The organism is Phaeobacter sp. QD34_24 (assembly GCF_028890115.1).
Classification (GTDB): domain Bacteria; phylum Pseudomonadota; class Alphaproteobacteria; order Rhodobacterales; family Rhodobacteraceae; genus Phycobacter.
The window spans coordinates 1-23,652 of record NZ_JARCJD010000017.1; the positions used below are offsets into that span (position 1 = coordinate 1).

General features: G+C 63.4%; 23 protein-coding genes and 1 tRNA gene. 10 read left to right on the forward strand and 14 right to left on the reverse strand.

Translation table 11 applies throughout. From position 1 onward, the window contains the following. Positions 1-73: 73 nt before the first annotated feature. The 3 genes from PXK07_RS13965 to rimK form a co-directional block, all read right to left on the reverse strand. On the reverse strand, positions 74-355 hold the full coding sequence (locus tag PXK07_RS13965; RefSeq protein WP_274848949.1) for an NfeD family protein: 282 nt from the start codon (positions 353-355) through the stop codon (positions 74-76). Beyond that, positions 355-1,245 carry an SPFH domain-containing protein gene (locus PXK07_RS13970; RefSeq protein ID WP_274848950.1) on the reverse strand — a complete coding sequence of 297 codons (891 nt, stop codon included), beginning with the start codon at positions 1,243-1,245 and terminating at the stop codon, positions 355-357. Before PXK07_RS13970 ends, PXK07_RS13965 begins: the two co-directional genes overlap by 1 nt. Positions 1,246-1,325: 80 nt before the next feature. After that, positions 1,326-2,738, reverse strand: coding sequence for a 30S ribosomal protein S6--L-glutamate ligase (gene rimK / locus PXK07_RS13975; RefSeq protein WP_274848951.1), 1,413 nt, complete (start codon positions 2,736-2,738; stop codon positions 1,326-1,328). Positions 2,739-2,808: 70 nt separating this feature from the next. Here rimK and tgt point away from each other — a divergent pair, with 70 nt between their 5' ends. The 3 genes from tgt to lon all read left to right on the forward strand — a co-directional run bounded on the left by tgt (position 2,809) and on the right by lon (position 7,461). Further along, positions 2,809-3,939 (forward strand): tRNA guanosine(34) transglycosylase Tgt, encoded by a 1,131-nt coding sequence (gene tgt / locus PXK07_RS13980; protein ID WP_274848952.1) that lies wholly within the window; start codon positions 2,809-2,811, stop codon positions 3,937-3,939. An 89-nt stretch (positions 3,940-4,028) separates the two neighbouring features. Then, entirely contained in the window at positions 4,029-4,622 is a 594-nt protein-coding gene (locus tag PXK07_RS13985; RefSeq protein ID WP_274848953.1) for a hypothetical protein, read from the forward strand. Between the two features lie 427 nt (positions 4,623-5,049). Next, on the forward strand, positions 5,050-7,461 hold the full coding sequence (gene lon, locus PXK07_RS13990) for an endopeptidase La (RefSeq protein WP_274848954.1): 2,412 nt from the start codon (positions 5,050-5,052) through the stop codon (positions 7,459-7,461). A 69-nt stretch (positions 7,462-7,530) separates the two neighbouring features. Here lon and PXK07_RS13995 read toward each other — a convergent pair whose 3' ends face one another. Both PXK07_RS13995 and PXK07_RS14000 read right to left on the reverse strand, forming a co-directional pair. Continuing rightward, on the reverse strand, positions 7,531-8,070 hold the full coding sequence (locus tag PXK07_RS13995; protein WP_274848955.1) for a GNAT family N-acetyltransferase: 540 nt from the start codon (positions 8,068-8,070) through the stop codon (positions 7,531-7,533). Between the two features lie 17 nt (positions 8,071-8,087). Next, complete coding sequence (locus PXK07_RS14000; RefSeq protein ID WP_274848956.1) at positions 8,088-8,345, reverse strand: YjhX family toxin; 258 nt, start codon at positions 8,343-8,345, stop codon at positions 8,088-8,090. A gap of 344 nt (positions 8,346-8,689) precedes the next feature. On the opposite strand from PXK07_RS14000, the gene PXK07_RS14005 reads away from it, so the two are divergent. Beyond that, positions 8,690-8,764 (forward strand) — tRNA-Val (locus PXK07_RS14005). 208 nt (positions 8,765-8,972) lie between these two features. Here PXK07_RS14005 and PXK07_RS14010 read toward each other — a convergent pair. Further along, positions 8,973-9,545, reverse strand: a complete 573-nt coding sequence (locus tag PXK07_RS14010) for a thermonuclease family protein (protein WP_274848957.1) — start codon at positions 9,543-9,545, stop codon at positions 8,973-8,975. 117 nt (positions 9,546-9,662) lie between these two features. Then, positions 9,663-9,938 carry a DUF6455 family protein gene (locus PXK07_RS14015; RefSeq protein ID WP_274848958.1) on the reverse strand — a complete coding sequence of 92 codons (276 nt, stop codon included), beginning with the start codon at positions 9,936-9,938 and terminating at the stop codon, positions 9,663-9,665. Positions 9,939-10,723: 785 nt separating this feature from the next. On the opposite strand from PXK07_RS14015, the gene PXK07_RS14020 reads away from it, so the two are divergent. From PXK07_RS14020 to PXK07_RS14035, 4 genes are read left to right on the forward strand one after another with little or no spacing between them, the layout of a single operon-like run. Next, positions 10,724-13,522, forward strand: a complete 2,799-nt coding sequence (locus PXK07_RS14020; RefSeq protein WP_274848959.1) for a [protein-PII] uridylyltransferase family protein — start codon at positions 10,724-10,726, stop codon at positions 13,520-13,522. Then, positions 13,506-13,784 carry a hypothetical protein gene (locus tag PXK07_RS14025; RefSeq protein ID WP_274848960.1) on the forward strand — a complete coding sequence of 93 codons (279 nt, stop codon included), beginning with the start codon at positions 13,506-13,508 and terminating at the stop codon, positions 13,782-13,784. The genes PXK07_RS14020 and PXK07_RS14025 overlap by 17 nt, the downstream gene beginning before the upstream one ends. 52 nt (positions 13,785-13,836) lie before the next feature. Next, a complete protein-coding gene (locus tag PXK07_RS14030) occupies positions 13,837-15,060 on the forward strand; it encodes an RSP_2647 family RNA methyltransferase (protein ID WP_274848961.1) in 1,224 nt (407 codons plus the stop codon). A gap of 4 nt (positions 15,061-15,064) precedes the next feature. Further along, positions 15,065-15,607 carry an RSP_2648 family PIN domain-containing protein gene (locus PXK07_RS14035; protein WP_274848962.1) on the forward strand — a complete coding sequence of 181 codons (543 nt, stop codon included), beginning with the start codon at positions 15,065-15,067 and terminating at the stop codon, positions 15,605-15,607. 3 nt (positions 15,608-15,610) lie between these two features. On the opposite strand, the gene PXK07_RS14040 is transcribed toward PXK07_RS14035, so the two are convergent. The 7 genes from PXK07_RS14040 to PXK07_RS14070 form a co-directional block, all read right to left on the reverse strand. Beyond that, complete coding sequence (locus tag PXK07_RS14040) at positions 15,611-16,603, reverse strand: LLM class flavin-dependent oxidoreductase (protein WP_274848963.1); 993 nt, start codon at positions 16,601-16,603, stop codon at positions 15,611-15,613. Positions 16,604-16,690: 87 nt separating this feature from the next. Further along, complete coding sequence (locus tag PXK07_RS14045) at positions 16,691-17,377, reverse strand: M48 family metallopeptidase (RefSeq protein ID WP_274848964.1); 687 nt, start codon at positions 17,375-17,377, stop codon at positions 16,691-16,693. An 80-nt stretch (positions 17,378-17,457) separates the two neighbouring features. Beyond that, the gene (locus tag PXK07_RS14050; RefSeq protein ID WP_274848965.1) at positions 17,458-18,642 is read right to left on the reverse strand and encodes a vWA domain-containing protein; all 1,185 of its coding nucleotides are present in this window, start codon (positions 18,640-18,642) and stop codon (positions 17,458-17,460) included. A 20-nt stretch (positions 18,643-18,662) separates the two neighbouring features. After that, entirely contained in the window at positions 18,663-18,830 is a 168-nt protein-coding gene (locus PXK07_RS14055) for a hypothetical protein (RefSeq protein WP_274848966.1), read from the reverse strand. Between the two features lie 66 nt (positions 18,831-18,896). Continuing rightward, positions 18,897-20,276, reverse strand: coding sequence for a DUF2927 domain-containing protein (locus tag PXK07_RS14060; RefSeq protein ID WP_446728382.1), 1,380 nt, complete (start codon positions 20,274-20,276; stop codon positions 18,897-18,899). 1 nt (position 20,277) lies between these two features. Further along, positions 20,278-20,733, reverse strand: coding sequence for a GNAT family N-acetyltransferase (locus PXK07_RS14065; protein ID WP_274848967.1), 456 nt, complete (start codon positions 20,731-20,733; stop codon positions 20,278-20,280). Positions 20,734-20,916: 183 nt separating this feature from the next. Then, a complete protein-coding gene (locus PXK07_RS14070) occupies positions 20,917-21,756 on the reverse strand; it encodes an AAA family ATPase (RefSeq protein WP_274848968.1) in 840 nt (279 codons plus the stop codon). A gap of 208 nt (positions 21,757-21,964) precedes the next feature. On the opposite strand from PXK07_RS14070, the gene dksA reads away from it, so the two are divergent. Both dksA and PXK07_RS14080 read left to right on the forward strand, forming a co-directional pair. After that, positions 21,965-22,387 (forward strand): RNA polymerase-binding protein DksA, encoded by a 423-nt coding sequence (gene dksA, locus PXK07_RS14075; protein WP_274848969.1) that lies wholly within the window; start codon positions 21,965-21,967, stop codon positions 22,385-22,387. Between the two features lie 92 nt (positions 22,388-22,479). Continuing rightward, positions 22,480-23,649: an FAD-dependent monooxygenase gene (locus tag PXK07_RS14080; RefSeq protein WP_274848970.1), complete on the forward strand. Its 1,170-nt coding sequence runs from the start codon at positions 22,480-22,482 to the stop codon at positions 23,647-23,649. Positions 23,650-23,652 lie beyond the last annotated feature (3 nt).

Here is a 23,652-nt window from a genome sequence, read left to right on the forward strand (position 1 = left end):
AGATCAGACATGTTACCGCTCGATTTTCGAACCGTGAATCACGCCGCTGGACGGAAATCAATGGGTCCTGACCCTAGTCGTTGATATCCGTCTCGAAGGTCTTCACCTGGCCGCGGGGCAGGGCGAAGGCGCGGCGCAGGATGAGCCAGGCGACCAAGGATAGGGCGGCGAAGATGAAGATCAGCGCGGGCAGCCCGAAGGTGCCGCTGCCGAGGGCCAGCAAAAGCACCCCGACGCCGAGCGATCCGGCGGCAAAGCCGAGGAAGACGAAGCCCGGCGCCAGCACTTCAAGGATGCCAAGGGCAAGGGCCGCAGCGCACCAGACCCACCAGAGCGCCCAGAAGGGGACCGCCATCATTTGCCCCCTTTCAGCATCTTGAAGGCATCGCCAAAGGCCTCCAGCGCCTGTGCGGGCACCAGGATGGTCTGCTTGCCGTCGCTTGCACCAAGGGCGTTGAGCGCCTCCACCTGTTTTAGGGCGACCTGATATTGCGCGGCTTCAATGCCGTTCTGGGCAATCGCCTTGGCCACGACCTCGGTTGCATAGGCTTCGGCCTCGGCCTCGATCCGGCGGGCCTTGGCGGTTTGCTCGGCGGCGTAGAGCTCGGCATCGGCGGCCAGTTCCACGGCGCGTTTCTGCCCCTCTGCCTCGGTCACCTGGGCGCGGCGGGCGCGTTCGGCATTGAGCTGCTGCAGCATGGCATCGCGGGTCGCCTGGTCGAGGTTCACATCCAGGATCTCGGCGCGGGTCACCTCGATCCCCCAGTCGTCCACAGCACTTTCGACACTTTTCTGGATCTGGGCAATCAATTGCGCGCGGTTGGACTGGACCTCATCCAGGTCCATCTTGCCGATCTCGGCGCGCACGATGCCCGCCACGGTGGTGGCAATGGCGCCATCCACGTCGCGGATGCGGTAGACGGTCTTTTCCGGTTCCAGGATGCGGTAGAAGACCGAGGTATCGATCTGCACCAGCACGTTGTCCTTGGTGATGGCGTCCTGGGTGGCATTGGGCAGCTGGCGTTCCAGGATCGAGACCTTGTGGCGCACCACATCTAGGAAGGGGATGATAAAGTTGATGCCCGGCCCCAGCACGGCCTGCAGGCGGCCAAAGCGTTCGACCACGAATTTTTCGGACTGCGGCACGATCCGCACGCCCTTGAGGATCACGACGATCAGGAAGACCGCCCCGAGAATGTAAAGGAGGCTGCCGGACAGCAGGGAGATGATCTGGTCTTCGCTCATGGTCAAAATCCTGTTTGAAATCTTACCATAAGATCGGGGTCCGGGGGCGCCGGGTCAAGCCCCGCGCCCATGCTGCCCTGCTAGCCGCGGCTGGTGGCGGGCCTGCGCAGGCGCAAAGGGGCAGGGCGCACGTTGGTTTCGATCTCGTCATGGATCAGCGCGGCGATGTTCTTTTTCGACGTGCGTTCGATCCCTTCCAGACCGGGAGAGGAGTTGACCTCGAGCACCTTGGGTCCGGTTTCCGAGCGCAACAGATCCACGCCTGCGACGTTGAGGCCGAATGCCTTGGCGGCCTTCACGGCCGTTGCGCGCTCTTCCTTGCTGATGCGCACCGCGACCGCGCTGCCGCCCAGGTGCAGGTTAGAGCGGAAATCGCCCTCGGCGCCCGAGCGTTTCATCGCCGCAACCACCTTGGAGCCCACGACGAGGCAGCGGATATCCTCGCCACCTGCCTCTTTCACGAATTGCTGCACCAGGAAGTTGGCCTTGAGGCCGCGAAAGGCGGTGATCACGGATTCCGCCGCCTTCTTGGTCTCGGCCAGCACCACGCCCTTGCCCTGGGTGCTTTCCAGCAGTTTGACGATCAGCGGTGCGCCGCCGACGATGTCGATCAGGTTCTTGGTGTCCTTGGGCGAGGCAGCAAAGGCGGTGGCGGGCATGCCGATCTTCTGGCGCGCCAGCACCTGATGGGCGTGCAGCTTGTCGCGGCTGGCGGTGATGCCCGCGCTGCCATTGACGCAAAAGGTGCCAAGGGTTTCGAACTGGCGCAGCAGGGCGGTGCCATATTGGGTGATCGAGGCGCCGATGCGCGGGATCACCGCATCATAACGCGGCAGGCGCTTGCCGTCGTAATGCACCTCGGGGGCCAGGGCGTTGATGTCCATGTAGCAGCGGGTGGTGTCGATCACCTCCACCGTGTGGCCGCGTTTCTCGCCCTCTTCCACCAGGCGGCGGGTGGAGTAGTTGTCCTCGCGGCTGAGCACGGCAATGCGCAGCACCCGCTTGGGGGCGGTCTTGCGGATTTTCGTGGAGGCATAGACGGAGTAATCCAGTTCCGGCTGGCAGAAGCGTTCCGATGGGTTGACGGCGATCTGTTCCCCAAGCGCCTGCCGCCCCAGCAGCATGTGCGAAGCCATGCCGCGCCGGTCCGTCAGGGTGATCTCGATTGGCCAGCTTTGCCCTGCGACGGAGAGGTCGGTGGCAATGACATAGCGCATCTCGCTTTCGCCATTCGACGAGATCACCTCGCGCCGGTCGACGATCTGGGCCGAGCAGGGGATCAGAAGTCCCTCTTCGCCGGGGATGGGGTGCACGGTAAAGCGTACTTTCGGTGCCGCGGCCGGGCCGAAGGTCTCGATCTCGGTTGCATGAAGGGAGGATGTGCGTGCACCGGTATCCACCTTGGCTTTCATCGCAGGCAGCCCCAGGCCCGGCAGGCTCACCCATTCCTCCCACCCGAGGGTCAGTTTGGGGCTCGTGTCGTCTGTGGACATGAGGGGGTCTCCTTGGCATTAGGGGGAATCACCGGCATTCCCGGTGTCATGGTAACGGCAGGAATACGAGATGGCTGAGCTTTTCAACTTCGAACTGAAGGCAACCGACGGAAAGGCACGCACGGGGGTGATCAACACGCCGCGCGGCGAGATCCGCACCCCGGCCTTCATGCCCGTGGGCACCGCCGCAACCGTGAAGGCGATGATGCCCGAAAGCGTGCGCGAAACCGGCGCCGATATCCTGCTCGGCAATACCTACCACCTGATGTTGCGGCCCACCGCCGAACGCATCGACCGGCTGGGCGGTTTGCACAAGTTCATGAATTGGCACCGCCCCATCCTGACCGACAGCGGCGGGTTCCAGGTGATGTCGCTGGCGGGCTTGCGCAAGCTGACGGAAAAGGGCGTCACCTTCAAAAGCCATATCGATGGCTCCAAGCATGAGCTGACGCCGGAACGCTCGATGGAGATCCAGCGCCTTTTGGGCAGCGATATCGTCATGTGTTTCGATGAATGCCCGGCCCTGCCGGCAGACCGCGACCGCATCGCCGAAAGCATGCGCCTGTCGATGCGCTGGGCGGAACGCTCGAAAGAGGCCTTCGGCGATCGTCCCGGTCATGCGCTGTTCGGGATCATGCAGGGCGGGCTGGAGCAGGACCTGCGCGAAGAAAGCGCCGAGGCGCTGAAAGGGATCGGTTTCGACGGCTATGCGGTGGGCGGCCTTGCGGTGGGTGAGGGGCAGGAGGCGATGTTCGGCTGCCTTGATTACGCCCCGGACATGCTGCCGCAGGACAAGCCGCGCTACCTGATGGGGGTGGGCAAACCCAATGATATCGTCGGTGCCGTGGCGCGCGGGATCGACATGATGGACTGCGTGCTGCCGTCGCGCTCGGGGCGCACGGGCCAGGTCTTTACCCGCCGCGGCGTGGTCAATATCAAGAACGCCCGCCATGCCGATGACCCGCGCCCGCTGGATGAACAGTGCAGCTGCCCGGCCTGTTCGCATTATTCGCGCGCCTATCTGCACCATGTCTTCCGCGCCAACGAGATGATCTCGGGCATGCTCTTGACCTGGCACAATCTGCACTATTTCCAGGAGATCATGGCAGCTATGCGCGAGGCCATCGCGGCCGGTACGTTTGACGCCTGGCAGGCCGAGTTCCACGCGCAGCGGGCTGAAGGGGATATCGAACCGATCTGAAGGGGAAAACGCCTCTGGCCTTCTCCTTGAATGTAGGGGGAAATCCGGGCCTAGCTGTCTGAGTTGTTTGAGGTGCGAGGATAGCTGAAGTGAGAAAAGCTGTGGCGGCAGCCCTTTTGGTCCTGACCAGTCTGGCCGGGAATGCGCAGGCCAATGTGCTCAACGGGTGCGGCCTGAAGATCGACGCCTTTGGCCCTGACCTGTTCAAGACCTTCGAGGGGCGTTGGACCATGCGGTATGGCCCCGGCGAGATGAGCAGCAGAATCGGCAATCAGATCATGATGCTGCCACTGTCGCAGGGCGCGAGCCAGACGCTGGCGATCCTGTCCGAGGACGGGGCGCTCACGATGCATTTTGCCACGCTCGGCGAACACAGGCTCACGGTGCTGGAGGGCGGTGCGCGCCTGGCTGGCCTGCCCGCAGCGGTGGCGGGACGGGATGATCTGCCTCAGGGTGCGACCGTGTTGATTGACGAGGCGGCCTTGGGTCGGCCTCCGTCCTGCGTTCCTTCCGACATGCTTGCCGTCGGGTTCGACAGCGACGTGCCTTCCGCGACCGGTCAGCCGCAAAGCCAGCGGATGGAGCTCTATATCGTCGATGAAAGCCACATGAGCGGCATTCTGCATATCGAAGAAAGCGACGGCAATTTCTCGCACCGTTTGGTCACCTTTTCAAAAGGGTAGCGCTGGGCGGCGCCGGGGTGACGGGCCAGGCACCGGAGGGCGATCCGGTGCTTTTTTTCTTGGCGCGCGGTCGTTGTGTGACGGGCGTGTTCCGCTCCGGTACGGGGGGCAAATGGCCCGGTGAATGGATGGCTCGGTTAACGAATGGGTAACCATGTTGCACTAACCTGTTAACGAACCCCTCCGCCGATTGTTCAACCGTCGGCAGGCCAAGGTGCCCAATGGTCATGATTTGGTAGCCTTAAGTCCAAAAGCGCCCTTGTGGTCCCTTGCCGTGCCGGGCAAAGTGCACTCCAAACAATGAGGCACGCGTGCGCAACAGTGGTTGAAAAGACCCGGACGCCGACCCAAGTAACAGTTCCAAGAGGAGACGACGACGGCTGCCTATCCTGGGGCCTGGTCGTCTTGCCAAAGAAAAGGACCGAGTATGCAAGAGCCACTCAATTCTTCCTATCCCGTACTGCCGTTGCGCGACATCGTGGTATTCCCCCATATGATCGTGCCGCTGTTCGTGGGTCGGGAGAAATCGGTGCGTGCCTTGGAAGAGGTGATGGCCGATGACAAACAGATCCTGCTGTCCAGCCAGATCGATCCCTCCGAGGACGATCCGGAGGTGGAAGGCATCTACCGGGTTGGTGTTCTGGCCAATGTGCTGCAGCTGCTGAAACTGCCCGATGGCACCGTCAAGGTGCTGGTCGAAGGCCAGCAGCGGGTGAAGATCACCGATTTCCTGGAAAACGACAGCTATTTCGAAGCCCGGGCCGAGCTGATCAGCGAAATGCCGGGCGATGTCACCACCACAGAGGCGCTGCTGCGCACCGTGGGCGATGAATTCGAACGCTACGCCAAGGTGCGCAAGAACATCCCCGAAGAGGCGCTGAGCGCCGTGGGGGAGACCACCGAACCGGCCAAGCTGGCGGATCTGGTGGCCGGCCATCTGGGCATCGAGGTTGACCGCAAGCAGGAACTGCTTGAGACCCTGTCGGTCAGCGAGCGTCTGGAAAAGGTCTATGGCCTCATGCAGGGCGAAATGTCCGTCCTGCAGGTCGAGAAGAAGATCAAGACCCGCGTCAAATCGCAGATGGAGAAGACCCAGCGCGAATACTACCTGAATGAGCAGATGAAGGCCATTCAGAAGGAGCTGGGCGACGGCGAGGAAGGTTCGGGCGAAGTGGCCGAGCTGGAAGAGAAAATCGCCGAGACCAAGCTGTCGAAAGAGGCGCGCGAAAAGGCCGATGCCGAGCTGAAGAAGCTCAAGAACATGTCGCCCATGTCGGCCGAGGCCACCGTGGTGCGCAACTATCTCGACTGGATGCTGTCGATCCCGTGGGGCACCAAATCCCGCGTGAAGAAGGATCTGGCACGCGCGCAGGACATCCTCGACAAGGATCACTACGGGCTTGAGCAGGTCAAGGAACGCATCGTCGAATATCTGGCCGTGCAGCAGCGCTCGGCCAAGCTGAAGGGGCCGATCCTCTGCCTCGTCGGCCCTCCGGGGGTGGGTAAGACCAGCCTCGGCAAATCCGTGGCCAAGGCAACGGGTCGCGAATTCATCCGCATCAGCCTTGGCGGCGTACGTGATGAGAGCGAGATCCGCGGTCACCGCCGGACCTATATCGGCTCGATGCCGGGCAAGATCATCCAGGCGCTGAAAAAGGCCAAGACCACCAATCCGCTGATCCTGCTCGATGAAATCGACAAGATGGGCCAGGATTTCCGCGGCGATCCGGCCTCGGCGATGCTGGAAGTGCTCGATCCGGAACAGAACTCCACCTTCGTGGATCACTACTTGGAGGTCGAATACGACCTCTCGAACGTGATGTTCCTGACCACCTCGAACAGCTACAACATGCCGGGTCCGCTTCTGGACCGGATGGAGATCATTCCGCTGTCGGGTTACACCGAGGATGAAAAGCGCGAAATCGCCAAGCAGCACCTGGTGACCAAACAGGTGAAGAACCACGGCCTGAAGGCCAAGGAGTTCGAGCTGACCGATGAGGCGCTGACCGACATCATCCGCACCTACACCCGCGAGGCGGGCGTGCGGAACCTGGAGCGCGAAATCGCCAAGGTGGCGCGTAAATCGCTGACCAAGATCGTCAAGAAGGAAGCCGAGAGCGTCAAGGTCACCCATGACAATCTCGACGAATTCCTCGGCGTGCCGAAATACCGCTTTGGCCTGGCCGAGAAGGAAGATCAGGTCGGTGTCGTCACCGGGCTTGCCTATACCTCGGTTGGCGGTGAGCTCCTGTCCATCGAGGCGCTGCGCCTGCCGGGCAAGGGCCGCATGAAGACCACCGGCAAGCTGGGCGATGTTATGAAGGAGTCGATCGAGGCTGCCTCATCCTACGTGCGCTCGGTTGCGCCGCAGCTGGGCATCAAACCGCCCAAGTTCGACAAGTGGGATATCCACGTGCACGTGCCCGAAGGTGCGACGCCCAAGGACGGTCCTTCGGCTGGTCTCGCGATGGTGACTTCCATCGTGTCGGTGCTGACCGGGATCCCGGTGCGCAAGGACATCGCCATGACCGGCGAGGTCACCCTGCGCGGCAATGCGCTGGCCATCGGCGGGCTCAAGGAGAAACTGCTTGCGGCGCTGCGCGGCGGCATCAAGACTGTCCTCATCCCCGAGGAGAACGCCAAGGATCTGCCGGACATTCCCGACAACGTGAAGGAAGGTCTGGAGATCATCACGGTGAGCCATGTCTCCGAAGTGCTGAAACACGCGCTGGTTTCGGCTCCCGAGCCGATCGAATGGGATGAGGAGGCCGAAGAGGCCGCCGCCGCCCAGGCCGCGCTGGAGGCGAAATCTGCAGCCGCTGCGCCGACCGCGCATTAAGCACGGGGCGTTTGGAAACAGAGACGGGCGGTCCTGATCGGGCCGCCCTTTTTCTTTTGGCTTGGATGCCTACCACAAATCCGGGTTTTGGAAGGCTGACACACAGCTGGCAGGGCCGATCAGCGGCTCTAGCGAAGGTGCGCGCAGCGATTGCCCCAACCAGCCATGCGGGTAGGACAGGGGCAGGGGGGCTGCGGCGTCACGTTCTGTGATCTGTTTGAAGCCGACCTTGGAGTAGAAGTTGATATCGCCATAGGTCAGCACCACATCGACACCCCGGTCTTTCAGCTGGTTCAGCCCGTGCCGCAGCAGGTCTTGCCCGATCCCCTTGCCCTGATGCTCTGTCGTCACCGCCACAGGAGACAGCAGGAACACGCAGCGATCGTCATTTGCATAGGTCATGCGGGTAAACAGGATGCAGGCAGTGACCGCGCCCTGATCCACGGCCGAGAAGGCATAAAGATCCTCCTCGGCCGTGGTGGCAAAGATCTCCGTCACCAGGTTTGCGATCAACTGTCCTTCCTCTGCGCCTTCGGACTGGCTAAAGGAGGCGTTGAACAGCGCGGTGATATCGGCCTTCTGCCCTTCAAACTGGGATGACATTTCCATGGTCCGATCCTTTCGTATCATCGTTGGTTCAGTTGCGCGCGCACGGCCTTGATGCCGAGGCGTGAGGCGCGATAGGGCTGCCCGTTGCGCGACTGGATGAACCGCCGCTTCTTGAGGCGCTGGAAGACGTCCAGGCTGCAGTCCGACAGGACATGACCCTGGCGCGTATAGCAGATGATGCTGCCGATCTTGCCGTTTGCGCCGCGTTCATAGTGGATCGCCCCACCCAGGGCGAGTTCGTGCAACACGCGTTGCTCGTATTTTGAGATGTTCAATGGAAGTCTCGATTTTATGAGAGTGCAAAACCAAGGGCCACTCAGCCAATGCCTTGAGTGTCCTTGCTGAGTTCTGCGTTCCAGGAGCATTGCGCCGGGAACGGGCTTATGCCCGGGTCTCTTTCATAAAATCTCCGATTCATGCGGCGTCAGCCACATGTCTTTTGTCTCAGATAGGGATTGAACGCCCCGCTGACAAGCCCAGTTCCGGCACGGAACGGGAAGGGACCCAAGCAGGCACTGCAGCGAAGGATCTCGAAAGCCACGAAAATGCGGTGCGATGCGAATTTTCTTCGGATGACCTCTTGCAGAGCCACAGCGCGGACGGTAATACCCCGTCTCACGGGTGATTAGCTCAGTGGTAGAGCGCTTCGTTCACATCGAAGATGTCAGGAGTTCAAATCTCTTATCACCCACCATTCCCCCCATCATCGTTGCTTTGGGTCAAGGCTTTGGCCGGACGCGGCCTTTGGTGATTTCTGGCCATTGTAGAAGAAACGTCGATCCTGCGTCCGATGGGCAGGTTGCAGCTCCGCATGTCTGAACGCTGTAGGGGCTCCTTGGGGGAGCCCCATCTGTTGCAGGTCATTGAAGGGGAGCGGGGCAGCTCCGCTAGGTTCTGGGCACTCAGTCCCGCTCGTCCTGCAGATCCCAGGGGGTTGGCGTTTCGGCCTGCCAAATGCCGCGGGCATTGGCCTGCGCGGCAGAGGCTTCGGGCAGATAGCGCCCCTGATTGTGATGCGGCCAGGCCAGGCCTTCTTCGACCAGCAGGGCGCCTAGATCGACGCCATCGGCATCGCAGGTGGCCAGATGGCGGCCGTAGACATCCTGTTCCGTGCTGAAGCACTGAACCTGGTCCGCCTGATCCACGATGGTGCGTACCCGCTGGCGGGCCACTGCGGCGCAATCCCAATAGCTGCCGTCCGGTGTGTTGCAGCGCTGGGTGGTGAGCGGCGCATCGATGTCGGCAAGGCGGATATTGAGATCCCCCATGGCCAGGGAATCACCATCGATGACCCGGAAATCGCGACCGGGCGCGGCGACAAAGGGCGTCAGCTGACCGGCCAGCTTCTCAATGCTGTGCAGTTGCAGGAAGATCTTTGCCGAGATGGGGTCGCCAGGCTGCAGGTCTGCCGACATGGCGGCGCTGGCTGCAAAGGTAAATGCAATGCGTGCTAGGACGTTTTTCATCTTCATCATGACAATGTCTCGGATCGGAAGTGGTTTCGCTACGATCGGACAATGACAGTAAAGAGCACAAAATTTGGTTAACGGGGGCGAGGGTTTTTCCCAAGCAGACCTCCCTCACCGGAGCTGTCAGGACTTGAGGCGCTTCAGGATATCAAGATTCGGACAGAACGGGGGCGGATCGCGCCGACCTTCTTCGGACTGGCGCCAGTTCTGGCATTTCAGGGCGCAATCCGATGAATTGCAGGTGTGTACCATACGTGCGTAATCGACGGCGGTGATTTTTCCCTGTTTCATGGCCGATCCCAGATCGATCCCGCTGGCCCGGGCAGTGGAGGAGAGCAAGCCGATGGATTTGCTCAAATACCCAGGCTTGGGTCTGATTTTGGTAGCGGTCTTTGTCACGCCGGGCTCCGATCCGTAGGGCCACCTGGATCCGGCAGGCCGCGACAAGGGCAGCGCAGGTCAACAGGTGGAAGAACTAGCATTGTAATAGGTACATGAGCGTTCGCTCGTGCCGTGGTCCACATTCTGCGGACCGATGTGCTGTTCGATTTCATCCTCTCACCGGCCCGCTTAGATGGGTTGAGAATGACGGCGCCTTTGTGGCGGTCATGGGGCGCATCGCGAAAATCGCGTGAAAAACGCCTACAACTTATGATAACATGTCCCTATTCGGCGCTCAAGCAAGGCGGCAGGTGACGCACAACCGTTCGGGCGGGTGAGGGTTCGGGCGGGTGAGGGTCGGGATGGCGGAGCACGGGATCCTGGTGAGAGGCAAGCGCCTCCACTAGGTCAGGAGATATGACATCAGCAGATAGGACGTCACCAGATTAGGACGTCACCAGATGCAGGGGCATGCGATCCCCGGATTCTGGGGTGTGGCCATGCTCATCTTCAGCACAAAGGAACGTATTACTCGTCACGGTACTGAAACACCCGAAAGCCTGACACCTTGGGAAACCCACAAAGACCTGGGCCTTTGCGAAAAAAAACGGAACTTGTTATCGAAACACCCTGACGAAGAGTGGAACACAGCCACGCGTCGCTGATAGCCGGCCCTTGCTCTCTATGGCTATGGAGGTATTCCTGACCCATGCAATGGATTGGATTGAAAAGCAGAATGGGCAATTTGGCTTGCTGCCAAAAGGCGCATTGACGAGGGCTGCGGGGCGGAACACAGTCGCGCCATGACACAGCTCTTTCAGATCACCCGCCTTCCGCGCCCCTTTGATGCTGCCCTTGGCGAGGAGATCCGCGCCCATGTTCCGGAGCTTGGCGGTGACATGGCGCTGCTGGTGGCCGGGGCGGGGGGATCCAGCCCCTATCTGAACGGCTTGATTGCACGCGAGGCCGCCTGGTTGCCCGAGGCGTTGGCAGATCCGGAGGCTGCGGTGGATCGGGTGTTTGCGACCTGCCGCGCCCTGCCGCCGGACCAGTTGAAACCGGGGCTGCGTCAGGCCAAGCGGCGCATTGCGCTGTTGACGGCGCTTTGCGATCTGGGCGGGGTCTGGCCGCTGGAGCGGGTCACCGGGGTACTCACGGATTTCGGCGCGCTCTGTGCCGATGTGGCGATCAAATCCGAAATCGCCGCGCTGATCCGGCGCAAGAAACTGCCGGGGCTCACCGAGGATGACGTGGAGACGGCAGGCGGCCTTGCCATTCTCGCCATGGGCAAGATGGGCGCGCATGAACTGAACTACTCCTCTGACATCGATCTCATCTGTCTTTTCGATGAAACCCGCTTTGATCCGGATGACTTCTACGAGGCGCGTCAGGGCATGGTGCGCGCCACCCGCAACATGTGTGCGCTGCTGAGTGACAAGACCGGCGATGGCTATGTCTTCCGCACCGATCTGCGCCTGCGCCCGGATCCTTCGGTCACCCCCGTGGCGCTCGCGATGGAGGCGGCCGAGCGCTACTATGAAAGCCTGGGTCGCACCTGGGAGCGCGCCGCCTACATCAAGGCCCGCGCCTGCGCCGGGGATATCGCGGCGGGGGAGCGGTTCCTCACCTCCTTGCGGCCCTTCATCTGGCGGCGCCACCTTGATTTTGCCGCCATCCAGGACGCCCACGACATGCGCCTGCGCATCCGGGAGAACAAGGGCACCGGCGGTGCCATCACCGTGCCCGGTCACGACATGAAACTGGGGCGCGGCGGCATTCGCGAGATCGAGTTCTTCACCCAGACCCGGCAGTTGATCGCGGGCGGGCGCGACGAAAGCCTGCGCCTGCGCGGCACCGTGGAAGGGCTGGCAGCCCTGGCGGGCAAGGGCTGGATCCCGGACGATCTGGCTGCGAACCTCTCGGATCACTATCGCTTTCATCGCGAGGTGGAACACCGCATCCAGATGGTCCATGACGCCCAGACCCACCGGATGCCCAAGTCCGAGGATGGCATCGCTCGCGTTGCCTGCCTGATGGGACGCGATCCGAAGGACCTGCAGGACGAGATCCGCGCCCGCCTCACCGAGGTGCATGCCCAGACCGAGGATTTCTTTGCCCCTGACGCCGCGCCAGCGGTAACGCCCGCGGTGCCAGAGGGGCTGGACCAGGGCATCATCGCCCGCTGGCGCACCTATCCGGCGCTGCGCTCGGCGCGCGGCGCGCAGATCTTCGAACGGCTGAAACCGGAGCTGCTGTCGCGGCTGGCCCGCACCGCCAAACCGGGAGAGGCGCTGCTTGCGCTGGACGGGTTCCTGTCGGGGCTGCCTGCAGGGGTGCAGCTGTTCTCGCTTTTCGAAGCCAACCCGCAGTTGATGGACCTGCTGGTGGATATCGTCGGCACCTCGGCGGAGCTGGCGACCTTCCTGTCGCGCAATTCGGGTGTCTTCGACGCGGTGATTGGCGGCTCGTTCTTTGATCCCTGGCCGGGTCGGGAGCCCCTCACGCAGCAGCTTGTGGCCTTGCTGAAGGCGGAGGGCGACTATGAGGCGCAGCTGGATGCCGCCCGGCGCTGGTGCAAGGAATGGCATTTCCGCATCGGTGTCCACCATCTGCGCGGGCTGATCGATGCAGAGGCCGCGGGCATCCAATATGCCGAACTGGCCGAGGCGGTGATCGCCGCGCTGGTGCCCTGCGTGGAAACACAGTTTGCGGCGAAACACGGGGCCGCACCGGGGCGCGGGGCGGCGGTGGTTGCCATGGGCTCGCTTGGGGCCGGGCGGATCAATGCGCAATCGGATCTGGATGTGATCGTGATCTATGATCCGCAAGAGGTCGAAGCCTCGGAGGGCAAGCGCCCGCTGGCAACACGCCCCTATTTCGCACGGCTGACGCAGGCTCTGATCACCGCGCTGACCGCGCCGATGGCGCAGGGGCGGCTTTACGAGGTGGACATGCGGCTGCGCCCGTCGGGCAGCCAGGGGCCAGTGGCCACGAGTATGGCCAGCTTTGCCCACTACCAGCAGAACGAAGCCTGGGTCTGGGAGCATCTGGCGCTGACCCGGGCCCGCACCATCGCCGGGCCGCAGGATCTGCGTGCGGATATCGAAGGCATTCGCAGCCTGGTTCTGTCTTCTCCCCGCGGCTTGCGTGACATCCTGGGCGAGGTCGCCACCATGCGCGGGCGCATCGCCGCCGCCAAGGCGCCCGCCGGGATCTGGGATGCCAAGACCGGGCCGGGGCGGATGATGGATATCGAACTGGTGGCCCAGGCCGGGGCGCTGGTGTCCGGTTCGGGCGCGCGGGATGTGGCGGCTGGCTTGCAGGGGGCTGTCGCCTGCGGCTGGCTGAAGGTCGCAGAAGGCGAAAACCTTGAGGCGGCCTATCGTCTATACTGGTCGGTGCAGGTCGCGGCGCGGCTGTTGTCAGGCAAGGGGCTGGATGCGGCAACCCTGGGCGAGGGGGGCGCGCAGTTCCTCTGCCGCAGCACCGGTTTCGACTCGCTTGCAGCGCTGGAGGCGCGGTTGCAGCAGAGCTATGCAGGCTGTGCCGCGATCATAGACGAGGCTTTGAAACGGGAAGGGGCAGATGCCGGCACCGAATGAGCAGAACCCGATCGACCCGAAGGGGCTAATCCGCGAGGCCTTTCGCATCGAAGGCATCGACGCCAGCCAATGCCGCAGCATCTTCCTGGATTGGGCCTTGAGCCTGCCTGCAGATCAGGACAGCCGCGATGCCATCAGCGCCCTCCTGGAACGTTACGCGGACCAGCCGCAGGATCACCCCATGCGGGCCGTCCTGAGCGAAGGCCTGGCAGAGCTGGCGCGCCCGCGCAGGCGCGGCGGCTGGCGCAGTCGGGCGCGCTGAGCTGGTGCACGGGCTCTCTTCCCCTTGCGGCCCCTTGGGTCTATGAGGGGGCATGACAGATACAGCCTCCGCCCCCTCGGCGCCCCAGCGCGCCCGCATCAAACTGAAGCCCAAGGCGAACGCCCGCGCGATCCGCCATGGTTTCCCTTGGGTCTATGCCAACGAGCTGGTTACCGACCGACGCACGCGCAAGCTGGCGCCGGGTACTCTGGCGGTGCTGGAGGATGAGGCGATGCGCCCCCTGGGGCTGGTCGCGGTCAACCCTGAAAGCAAGATCATCGCCCGGATGCTGGACCGCGACCCCGAAGCGGTGATCGATCAGGCCTGGTTCGCGGCGCGGCTGCAGCGGGCACAGGAGATGCGCGCCCAGCTATATGAGGCTCCCTTCTACCGGCTGGTTCATGCCGAGGCGGACGGGCTGCCCGGCGTGGTGATCGACCGATTTGGCGGCTCTTGCGTGGTGCAGCCCAACGCCGCCTGGGCCGAGGCTCATCTGGAAGCGCTGACCGCAGCCCTGGCCGAGGTGACTGGCGCCGAAGTGATCCTGAAGAACGCCTCGGGCCGCACCCGGGGTCTTGAAGGGTTGGACGATCAGAACGCCACCCTTCTGGGCGACGCGCCCACCGCGCCGGTCCCGGTCGTCATGAACGGGGCCACCTATATGGCGGATCTGACGGGCGGGCAGAAAACCGGCCTGTTCTTCGATCAGCGCGAAAACCACGGTTTTGCTGCGCGTCTGGTGGCACCGGGGGCCAAGGTGCTGGATGTGTTTTCCCACGTGGGCGGTTTTGGTCTGGCCATGCTGGCGGCTGGCGCGTCAGAGGCCACCTGCGTCGATGGGTCGGCCGCGGCCTTGGATCTGGCCGGGCAGGGCGCCGCTGCGGCGGGCTGGCAGGATCGGTTCACCGCGCGGCAGGGCGATGCCTTTGACGTGCTGACGGCCCTTGGCGCGGAAGGCGCGCAATTCGATGTGGTGATCTGCGATCCGCCCGCCTTTGCGCCCTCGAAAAACGCTTTGGAAGCGGGTCTGCGCGCCTATGAACGTGTGGCCAAGCTCGCCGCGCCCCTGGTGGCGCCGGGCGGTTATCTGGGCTTGTGCTCCTGTTCCCATGCGGCGGATCTGACGCGGTTCCGCAATGCTTCGGCGCGCGGGATCGGTAAGGCGGGGCGGCGCGGGCAGCTCATTCACACCGGATACGCAGGCCCCGACCATCCGCAGATGCCGCAGCTTGCGGAAAGCGGATACTTGAAGGCCGTGTTCTTCCGGCTGGGCTAAGAGCGTGAAACTGCTCCTTGATACCTGCGTTTTATATCCCACTGTGATGCGGGAGATGCTCTTGGGCGCGGCGCGGCTGGGGCTATATACGCCGCTCTGGTCCGAGCGTATCCTGGAGGAATGGCGCCGTGCGGCGCTGAAGCTTGGGCCCGAAGGCGCGGCGCAGGCGCAGGCCGAAGTCGCGATGCTGCAGGCGGGTTGGCCCGGCGCCGTGGTGCCGCCCGCCCCGGCGGTAGAGGCGCGGCTCTGGCTGCCGGACGCGGCGGATCTGCATGTGCTGGCGGCGGCCATTTCAGGCCATGCCGATGGCATCGTCACCATGAATGCCAAGGATTTCCCCCGCCATACCCTGGCGGAAGAGGGGCTGAAACGCATCGGCCCGGATGAGCTGCTTTACGATCTGTGGCTCCAGGAACAGGCGGGGATGGAGGCCGTGGGCGCAGCGGTTCTGGCCGAGGCCAACCGCCTGTCGGGCGGCGGCTGGCAGATGCGCCCCCTCTTGAAGAAGGCGCGCCTGCCTCGTCTGGCCAAGGCGCTGGCGGGCTGAGCCTCAGAGATCCTTCAGGATACCGGCGGCGATCTCGAAAGACCGCATACGTGCCTTGTGGTCGTGGATCTGCCCGGTCAGGATCACCTCGTCGGGCTGATGTTTGCCGATGATCTCCGACAGCTGGCTGCGCACCGTGTCGGGGCTGCCGACTGCGGTGATGCGCAGGGCCTCGTTGACGCCTGCCAGCACATGCGGCTGCAGGTGGTCGTTGATGTCATCCACCGGCGGGGGCAGCTTGCCGGGGCGCCCCAGCCGCAGCCGGGCAAAGGCCTGCTGCATGGTCGTGCGCAGGCGTACCCCTTCGGCGTCCGTGTCTGCGGCAAAGACATTGATCGCCATCATCGCATGGGGTTTGTCCAGAAACACCGAGGGCTGGAAGCTGCGGCGATAGACCTCCAGCGCCTCCTCCAGCGCTTGCGGTGCAAAATGAGAGGCAAAGGCGTAAGGCAGCCCCAGATGCGCGGCCAACTGCGCGCCATAGAGGCTGGAACCGAGGATCCAGACCGGCACATTGGTGCCTTGCCCCGGAAAGGCGCGCACCGGGGCCTGCGGATCCTCGGGCGCCATGAATCCGATCAGGTCGATCACGTCCTGCGGGAAGCTGTCGCCGCTGGCCGCCGCCCCCATGCCGCGGCGCAGGGCGCGGGCGGTCTGCATATCGGTACCCGGCGCGCGCCCGAGCCCCAGATCGATGCGGTCACCATAAAGGGAGGCCAGCGTGCCAAAGGCCTCTGCCACCATATAGGGCGCGTGATTGGGCAGCATGATGCCACCTGCACCGATGCGCATTGTGCTGGTCTGGCTGGCGATATGGCCGATCAGCACGGCGGTGGCCGCACTTGCGATGCCGGGCATGTTGTGATGCTCGGCCAGCCAGTAGCGATGAAATCCAAGCGCCTCGGCATGGCGCGCCAGCTCTGTGCTGTTCTTCAGCGCCTGGGCAATGTCGGAGCCTTCGGGGACGGGAGCCAGATCGAGCAGGGAGTAGCGCATGGGGGTGCCTCGGTCGCGATGTCTTTGCCTAGATGTGGACCTTCCTGTCACGGCAAGCAAGATGCCCGCGAGCGGCGTGACCCGGCGTTACACCTTGGCCCAGTCGGCCTCCAGCCGTTCGATGGCGGCGATGCGCTGCTCTGTCTTGGGGTGGCTCATCAGCCAGGCGGGGGCCATGCCCGCGCGCGCCTGGGTCAGTTCCTCAAGCTTGCGGAACAGGCTTTTCTGCGGCTCCACCCCGATGCCTGCCTTCATCAACAGTGCGGCGGCATATTCATCCGCCTCATATTCATCGCCGCGCGACAGGCGGGCGGCCAGCAGATTGGCCAAGAGACCCGCGATCCAGGGGCCGACCAGGGGGATATAGCGGCCCAGGATCATCATCAGCGCCGTGCGCAGGGCGTTCTGGCCGGAAAAATCGATGATCCGTTTCTTCGAATGCCCCAGCGCCACATGGCCCAACTCATGAGCAATCACCGAAGAGAGTTCCGCATCGCTCACCTCACCGGCCTCGTACTTGCGGTAAAACCCGCGGGTGATGAAGATGCGCCCATCGGGGGCGGCAAGCCCGTTCACCGGGTCCACCTCGTAGATGAAGACGGGGATATCCGCCACCTCCAGTGCGGCCGCCATGCGGTCGGTCAGCTTTTTCAGGCGCGGATCAGCCAGGCGGGTCGATTTGGCGTCCAGCTCGCGGTGGGTCCGCCAGACGGAAATCCGGTAGGAGACAAGGCCATAGATCACGGCCAGCAGGATCGGGGTCAGACGCAGCATGGCATAGATATGGGGTGCAGGCGGCCTGTGCTCAAGCGGATTGTTGCCCCCAAGGTCCAAGAGGCGCTTGAAGTGACGGATCAGCGGGTCAGCTCGCGCATGCCCTTTTCCAGCCCATGCAGGGTCATCGGCACCATGTTGTTTTCGAAGATCTCGCGGATCATGCCGATGGAATGGGTGTGATCCCAGTATTTCTCGGGCACCGGGTTGATCCAGAGGTTCGACGCCCATTGCTCGCGGGCGCGCTGCAGCCAGACCTGACCGGCCTCCTGGTTCCAATGCTCGTTGGCGCCGCCGGGATAGGCGATCTCATAGGGCGACATAGAGGCATCGCCCACGAAGATGCATTTGTAGTCGGGGCCATAGGTGCGCAGCACCTCATGGGTGGGCGTTTGCGCATCCCAGCGGCGGCGGTTGTCGCGCCACACGCCTTCGTAGAGGCAGTTGTGGAAGTAGAAGTATTCCAGGTGTTTGAACTCGCTTCGCGCGGCCGAGAACAGCTCTTCCACCACCTTGATATGAGGATCCATCGAGCCGCCCACATCCAGGAACAGCAGCACCTTCACGGCATTGTGGCGCTCGGGGCGGGTCTTAACGTCCAGGTAGCCGTGTTCGGCGGTGGCGCGGATGGTGTGGTCGAGATCCAGCTCTTCCTGCGCGCCCTCGCGCACCCAGCGGCGCAGGCGTTTCAGGGCGACCTTGATGTTGCGGGTGCCCAGCTCCACATCGCCATCCAGATTGCGGAACTCCCGCTTGTCCCAGACCTTGACCGCACGGCCATGGCGGCCCTCTTTCTGGCCGATGCGCACGCCCTCGGGATTGTAGCCATAGGCGCCAAAGGGAGAGGTGCCGGCGGTACCGATCCACTTGTTGCCGCCCTGGTGACGCCCTTCCTGTTCCTTCAGGCGTTCCTGCAGGGCCTCCATCAGCTTCTCAAAGCCGCCCATCGCCTCGATCTCGGCGCGCTCTTCCTCGGAAAGATGCTTTTCCGCCATCTTGCGCAGCCATTCCTCTGGGATGTCCACGGCTTCCAGGACGGCAGAGGCGGGCAGTGCCTCCAGCCCTTCGAATGTGGCGGCGAAGGCGCGGTCGAACTTGTCGATATTGCGCTCGTCCTTCACCATGGCGGCGCGGGCCAGATAGTAGAAGGCGTCGATGTCGTAGGTCGCCAATCCCCGTTTCATCCCCTCCAGAAAGGTCAGATACTCCCGCAGGGACACGGGAACGGAGGCCTTTCGCAGGTTCTCGAAAAAGGGCTGGAACATCGGCTGTCTATCCTTGCGTCTTACACCGCCATCCGGTGAATGATCAGGGTGGCGAGCATCCCGACAATACCAAAGGCGATGGCATAGACAGCGCCATATTGCAGCATGTCGGCCAGATTGCCGTTACGTTTCCGCGCTGTCAGGACGCCCAAAGTGGCCCCCAGCAGCAAAGCAGCGATTACGATCATATGTCTTCCGCCTGTTTCATCCTGTTACCTGCGCGGTTCGGGCCGGGCCAATCGGTCCCGATGCGATCAGTTGGTTCGGGGCCTGAGGCCCGCCACTTCCTGCAGTTTGGCGCGCACCGCCCAATCCGGGCCAAACCCGTATCGCGCCCAGCCAAGGCTGTCCAGCCTGACCGCGGCGGCGGCGTCGAATTGCCCCGCAAGGTCTAGCGCTTCGGCCTGCATCATCAAGGCGGTGGCCAAAAGAGCCGCGTTTTCGTGGCGGGCGGCGATCTGGGGCACGGGGTCCAGCTGTGCCAGCGCCCTGTCCGGCTGACCTTGGGCAATGGCCTGGGCGGCCATGCGGGGGCGCAGGCGGGCCTGGTGCAGCTCGGTTCCGGGCTGGGTGCGCAGGATTTCCATCGCGGCCAGGAACATCTCTTGCGCGGCGTTCGGGTTTTCGGCCTGGATCAGGCGCCCCAGCACATAAAGCGCCTGCGCGTGCCGGTGGTCGCGCAAGCCATTGTCGCGGGCGATCCGCAGGGCGGTCCGTGCCGCGTTCTGGCGTTGCGGCAGGCGGGTATCGGGGCCAAGGGCCGTTTCGATCGCATCGATCCAGGCGCGCGGCGTGCGCTGCAACGGGCGGGGCGCGATGCGCTGTCCCGCCGGGTTGAGCCGGGCCAGAAGGGCGGGCAGGCGGGCGGCGACCTCGGCACGGCTGAGCCCGGTGTGCAGCTCCGGCGCATAGGTCGCACGCAGGATCAGCATGTCAAAGCCGGTCAGAACGGTATGCACATTGTCGTCGTTGAAGACCGAATCCGGCAACCGGTAGAGATCGTTCAAGGGGCCGATGGCCTGGGCCAGTTCCTCGTGCAGGCAGTCGCGGGCCTCTTGCGGGCTGACATCGTTGGGCAGGAAAATGGCAAGCTGTTCGCGGCTGCGCAGCTGGCTCCAATCGGTGTCGGGGCTGCGCCGCTTGCGGCGGAACTCGGCCAGGGACGACACGTTCGGCACCACGAAACAGGCGGCCTTGGGCAGGGCCTTGCGGATCGCCTTGCGCGATACCGTCTCAACGGTGATATGCGCAGGCCCGCCGGTGACCTCGGCAATGTCCACCCCCGCCTCATCGCGCAGCCTGTGCAGCAGCCGGTTCAGATCCTGGCGAAAGCCCGGTTTCGCGGTGCCCGTCAGCCGCAGGGTGACCGGCTCTTCAAAGCGGGTAAAGACGGGCAGGGTGCCGCCGCCTTCGAGATTGAAGTGAAGGTCCAGGAAATCCCGCGCGATATCGCTGTTGGCCCGGATCGGTGGCTGGGGGTGAGAGCTGCCAAAGGCCTTCGCCGGGGGCAGGGTGCTGTCCGCGATGGCGGCGCGGCTGGGCTGATCGACATCAACGCCAGCGCTGCAGCCGGTGAGGGCCGCCACGCCAAAGGCCAGCAGGGCGCGTCGAAGAAGGGGCGCGAGGGAGGTCAAATCAACCTCGCTGATAGCGCAGGAAGGGGGTCAGCTTGCCGATGCGGTCATAGAGGCGCCGCGCGGTTTCATTGCTGTCCTGGGTCAGCCAGTAGACATTGGCGGCCTTGCGCGCGTCTGCGGCTTGGTAGACCGCCTCGATCAGCGCCCGTCCCACGCCGGTGCCACGGCTTTCCGGATCGGCATAAAGGTCCTGCAGGTAGCAGACCTCATTGATGTTCCAGGCGTGCGGGTGAAAGACATAATGCGTTAGCCCCACCAGCCGGTCTCCCGCGTCAGCGACAAAGCAGGAGAAAGAGGCCGGATCATCGCTCAGCAAGCGGGAAAACAGCGTCTGATAAACCTCTTCGGGAGCGGAGGTGTTGTAGAAGTCCAGATAGGCCGTCCAAAGACGGCGCCATTCGGCTTCATCCGAGGGCTGCAGCGGGCGAATGGTGGGAGCGGGTGAGGTGGTCACGCCTGTGGTCCTTGAACTATGGGGTTGTCTGAAACGGCGGGATGCCTGTTACGGCAGTATGGTCATGGGGCTGCGGCTTTGTGAAGTGGCGGCCGGTGACGAGACCAGATTGGTGGCAATAAAGTAAAACGCCCGCTGTGGCAGCGGGCGCATCGGGCCGGATCGACTGGGCTGCCCTGTGGGTCAGCGCCGTCCCCGCGCCATGAAGGCGAGCCGTTCGAACAGGTGCACGTCCTGTTCGTTCTTCAGTAGCGCGCCGTGCAGCTTCGGCAGGGCATCGGCGCCATCGCGGGCCAGATCCTCGGGGGTGAGGTCTTCTGCGAGCAGCAGCTTCAGCCAGTCGATCACCTCGGAGGTGGAGGGTTTCTTCTTCAGCCCGGCAGTATCGCGGATCTCGTAAAACTGGGTCAGCGCCGTGGTCAACAGGCTTTCCTTGATGCCGGGGTGATGCACCTCGACGATCTTCCTCATGGTCTCGGCATCGGGGAACTGGATGTAGTGGAAGAAACAGCGACGCAGAAAGGCGTCCGGCAGTTCCTTTTCGTTGTTGGAGGTGATGATCATGATCGGGCGCTGCTTGGCGCGGATCGTCTCGCCGGTCTCGTAGACGTGGAACTCCATCTTGTCGAGCTCCTGCAACAGGTCATTGGGGAACTCGATATCGGCCTTGTCGATCTCGTCGATCAAGAGCACGACCTTTTCATCGGCCTCGAAGGCCTCCCAAAGCTTGCCCTTCTTTATGTAGTTGCGCACGTCATGCACGCGCTCGTCGCCCAGCTGGCTGTCGCGCAACCGGCTGACCGCATCGTATTCGTAAAGACCCTGCTGGGCGCGGGTGGTGGATTTCACGTTCCACTCGATGATCCGCAGGCCAAGGGCATCGGCCACCTGTTTGGCCAGTTCGGTCTTGCCGGTGCCGGGCTCTCCCTTGACCAGTAGCGGGCGCTCCAGCGTCACGGCGGCATTCACGGCCACCTTCAGATCATCCGTTGCAACATAGTCCTTGGTGCCCTGAAACTGCATGTCCGTCCTGCATCCCTTGTTGTTTCCATTGCGCATAGGCCAGCACAAGCCATCGGTGCGGCGCGATTAGAGCGCTTTTAACCCGCCGCGTTTACTATTGTGTAGTGACAATCTGTGTCGCAGGGGATAAACGCTGCGGCATCGGGAGCCGCAGTGCTTGGAACAAATTGAAGAGACCAGCATTATGGGCCAGACCGAAGGAGCCGAAATGAAGCAAGAAATGTTTCTGCCGGAAGACTATCGTCCGGCCGAAGACGAGCCTTTCATGAATGATAGGCACGCCGAGTATTTCCGTCGCAAGCTGTTGAATTGGAAGCAGGAACTCCTGGCGGAGAGCCGCGACACCATCGAAGGTTTGCAGGACAACACCCGAAACATTCCCGATGTTGCCGACCGCGCCAGCGAGGAAACGGATCGCGCGCTTGAGCTGCGCACCCGTGATCGCCAGCGCAAACTGGTCGCCAAGATCGACGCCGCCATCCGCCGCATCGACGAGGGCGAATATGGTTACTGCGAAGTCACCGGAGAGCCGATTTCGCTGAAACGCCTGGATGCGCGCCCGATCGCCACCATGAGCCTTGAGGCGCAAGAGCGTCACGAGCGCCGCGAAAAGGTCCACCGCGACGACTAACTGCGCGGGAAAGCCAGAAATATGAACGTCGGGGCCTGCGGCTCCGGCGTTTTTCGTTTATGGCAGAGACAAGCGGAGATTCTGCAGGTCCCATGGAACTGAAAGACACGAAAATCACCATCATCGGCGCCGGGATTGGCGGGCTAGCGGCAGCCATCGCGCTGCGCCGCCAGGGCGCGCGGGTGACGGTGCTGGAGCAGGCCGAGGCGATCTCGGAAGTGGGGGCGGGGCTGCAGATCACACCGAATGGGCTGGCGGTGCTGAAGGCGCTGGACCTGGCCCAGGATCTGGCCTGGTGTTCGCAGCGCGCGCGCGCCGTGGTTCTGCGCAGCCATGCCCGCAGTGCGGAAGTGCTGCGCCTCGATCTGGAGCAATATGCCTCCGACCTGCGCTATTACTTCGTGCATCGCTCGGACCTGATCGGCATCCTGGCCGCAGCTGCCCGCCGCGACGGGGTGCAGGTGCGCCTGCTGCAGAAGGTCGAGCAGGTGGAGCCGGGCGCGCAGCCCAGGGTGCTGCTTGCCAACGGGGCCCATTGTGGCAGCGATCTGGTGGTGGGGGCGGATGGCCTGCACTCGCGCCTGCGTGCCGCGCTCAATGGTGCGGCCAAGCCGTTTTTCACCGGCCAGGTGGCCTGGCGCGCCATTGTGCCCAATACAGTGGGGCTGGGGCCGGAGGCGCAGGTCTTCATGGGGCCGGGGCGGCACCTGGTGGCCTATCCGCTTCGGGATGGTTCCGTGGTGAATCTGGTGGCCGCGCAGGAGCGCAAGGCATGGGCCGAAGAAGGCTGGAATTTCAAGGATGACCCGCAGAACCTGCGCCGCGCCTTTGCCGGATTCGGCGGTATCGCGGGAGAGCTGTTGCGCGCTGTCGATGACGTTGCGCTCTGGGGATTGTTCCGTCACGAGGTGGCGGAGTCCTGGCATGGTGAAGGTCTGGCCCTGCTGGGGGATGCGGCCCATCCCACATTGCCCTTCATGGCGCAGGGGGCGAATCTGGCGCTGGAGGATGCCTGGAGCCTGTCCGCGTGCTTGAGCCAGGCGCCGGATATGCCATCGGGGCTTGCACTATACCAGGCCCGCCGTCGCGACCGCGCGGCGAAGGTGGTTGCCGCTGCCAATGGCAATGCCTGGAAATATCACCTGCGCCCGCCCTTCAACTGGCCCGCGCATCAGATCCTGAAACTGGGCGGCCGCCTTTTGCCGCAGATGATGGTGGGGCAGTTCGACTGGATCTACCGCCACGATGTGACCGCCCTCTAAGGC